This window comes from Nitrobacter sp. Nb-311A (genome assembly GCF_000152905.1).
Lineage (GTDB): Bacteria > Pseudomonadota > Alphaproteobacteria > Rhizobiales > Xanthobacteraceae > Nitrobacter.
Window position 1 is genome coordinate 1 of the sequence record NZ_AAMY01000061.1, and the last position, 1,508, is coordinate 1,508.

The 1,508-nt window shown below is 54.2% G+C and carries 2 protein-coding genes and 1 pseudogene; all 3 read left to right on the forward strand.

The features are described from left to right. Window positions 1–301, forward strand: a 301-nt coding sequence (locus tag NB311A_RS09115) for an IS5/IS1182 family transposase (RefSeq protein WP_050752092.1), incomplete at its 5' end; no start/stop codon positions are given. A 212-nt stretch (window positions 302–513) separates the two neighbouring features. Continuing rightward, window positions 514–903 carry a hypothetical protein gene (locus tag NB311A_RS09120; protein WP_050752091.1) on the forward strand — a complete coding sequence of 130 codons (390 nt, stop codon included), beginning with the start codon at window positions 514–516 and terminating at the stop codon, window positions 901–903. Window positions 904–1,219: 316 nt separating this feature from the next. After that, a pseudogene (locus NB311A_RS09125) lies at window positions 1,220–1,508 on the forward strand (transposase); the annotation flags it as partial.

Here is a 1,508-nt window from a genome sequence, read left to right on the forward strand (position 1 = left end):
CTGGAGCGGTTCTGCTCGACAGATGCCACGTTCTGCGATCCTGCACGGCGATATGGGTTATGACAGCGATGCCATCCGCCGACAGATCGAGGGAAAGGGTGCGATGCCGAACATCCCGCCCAAGGCGAACCGACACTGGAAGAACTGCTTCTCGCCCGTCCTCTATCGAAGCCGCAATGCCGTCGAGCGTATGTTCTGTCGCCTGAAGGACTTCCGCCGCATCGCCACCAGATATGATCGTCTCGCAATCAATTTCCTCGCAGCCGTCTGCATCGCTGCGCTGGTCAGTTACTGGTTATGAGTCCGGACCCTAGTAAAGCCCGCAGGGGGCGCAGGCCAAGTCCAGCCGTTTAATGCCCAGCAATCGAAAGCTGTTCCCGACATAGGTCAAGGTACGGAATCGCGTACTTGTTCGACTGATACTAAGGTCACAATGTCTTTGTCGACGAGCTGGATGGGAAGTTAAGGCCCATAATTGAGAGCAAATTCGATGACGGTCTTGCAGCAATAAGCATGGATATTACCGTTCCTGTCTTACTGTTTACTAGCGCACTAATAGGTGCAGCTGCAGGTTTGCGCTATAAAGTCTTTGTCCTCATGCCCATCGCATTTTTGATTGCTCTGGGCGCGGCCGCCATCCTACGTAGGAACGATTTCGGCACCGAAAGTGGAATTGCTACGATAACCGCGTGCCTTGTGCTGAACCAGGCGGCCTACATGATCGTTCAGATTTTTGATCCGTCGGCCCATTTAATTTCCGATGACGGAGCCGATAGCGAACCAAGCGCCAACCGCGAGCAGGGTGTCCATGGCGATGACGGCGATGACAATCAGAAGCCAGCGACCAATAGCGGTTCGAGCGAATTGAAAAGCCGCGATGGACGTTCTGTTCTGACGAAATAACATGTGAACTCACAAATTTTGCCTGCAAAAAAACGGTGGGCCACGCTGCAAAAGCGCTTAAATTTAGCGTCACTTTGACGCGAATTAAACCCAAAAGATGTCCATCCGCCTGTGCCCGCAGCCCAATGCCCGGCGAGCCCTTTCATCACTATCCCTCGCCAGCTTTCGGCTTTTCCCACCTGGGATCCTTTCGTGTTTGCCGATCGGCGGTAGCAGGCGATTGTGGTCCATCATCTGCTTCGTCTCGGCTCTGGTCTGCCCCCTGAAAAGTGGTCCTCCCTGACTTAGGCTATTCGCCGTTAGAGAGGACGTTGGAATGCCCCAGAAGAAGCACAAGGCGGAAGAGATTGTCGCGAAGCTGCGCCAGGTTGATGTTTTACTTTCTCAAGGCAGAACGGTTGGCGAAGCGGTTCGTTCGATCGGCGTGACGCAGTTCACGTATTACCGGTGGCGCAAGGATTTTGGTGGCCTGAACGGCGATCAGGTAAAGCGCTTGAAAGAGCTCGAGAAAGAGACGACCGGCTGCGTAAGGCTGTGTCGGACCTGACGCTGGAGAAGCTAATCCTGAAAGAGGCTGCCTCGGGAAACTTCTTCTCTATTCGGGG

Coding starts and splice junctions, on each gene's coding strand:
- NB311A_RS09120 (WP_050752091.1), top strand. CDS start 514: ATGGATATTACCGTTCCTGTCTTACTGTTTACTAGCGCACTAATAGGT.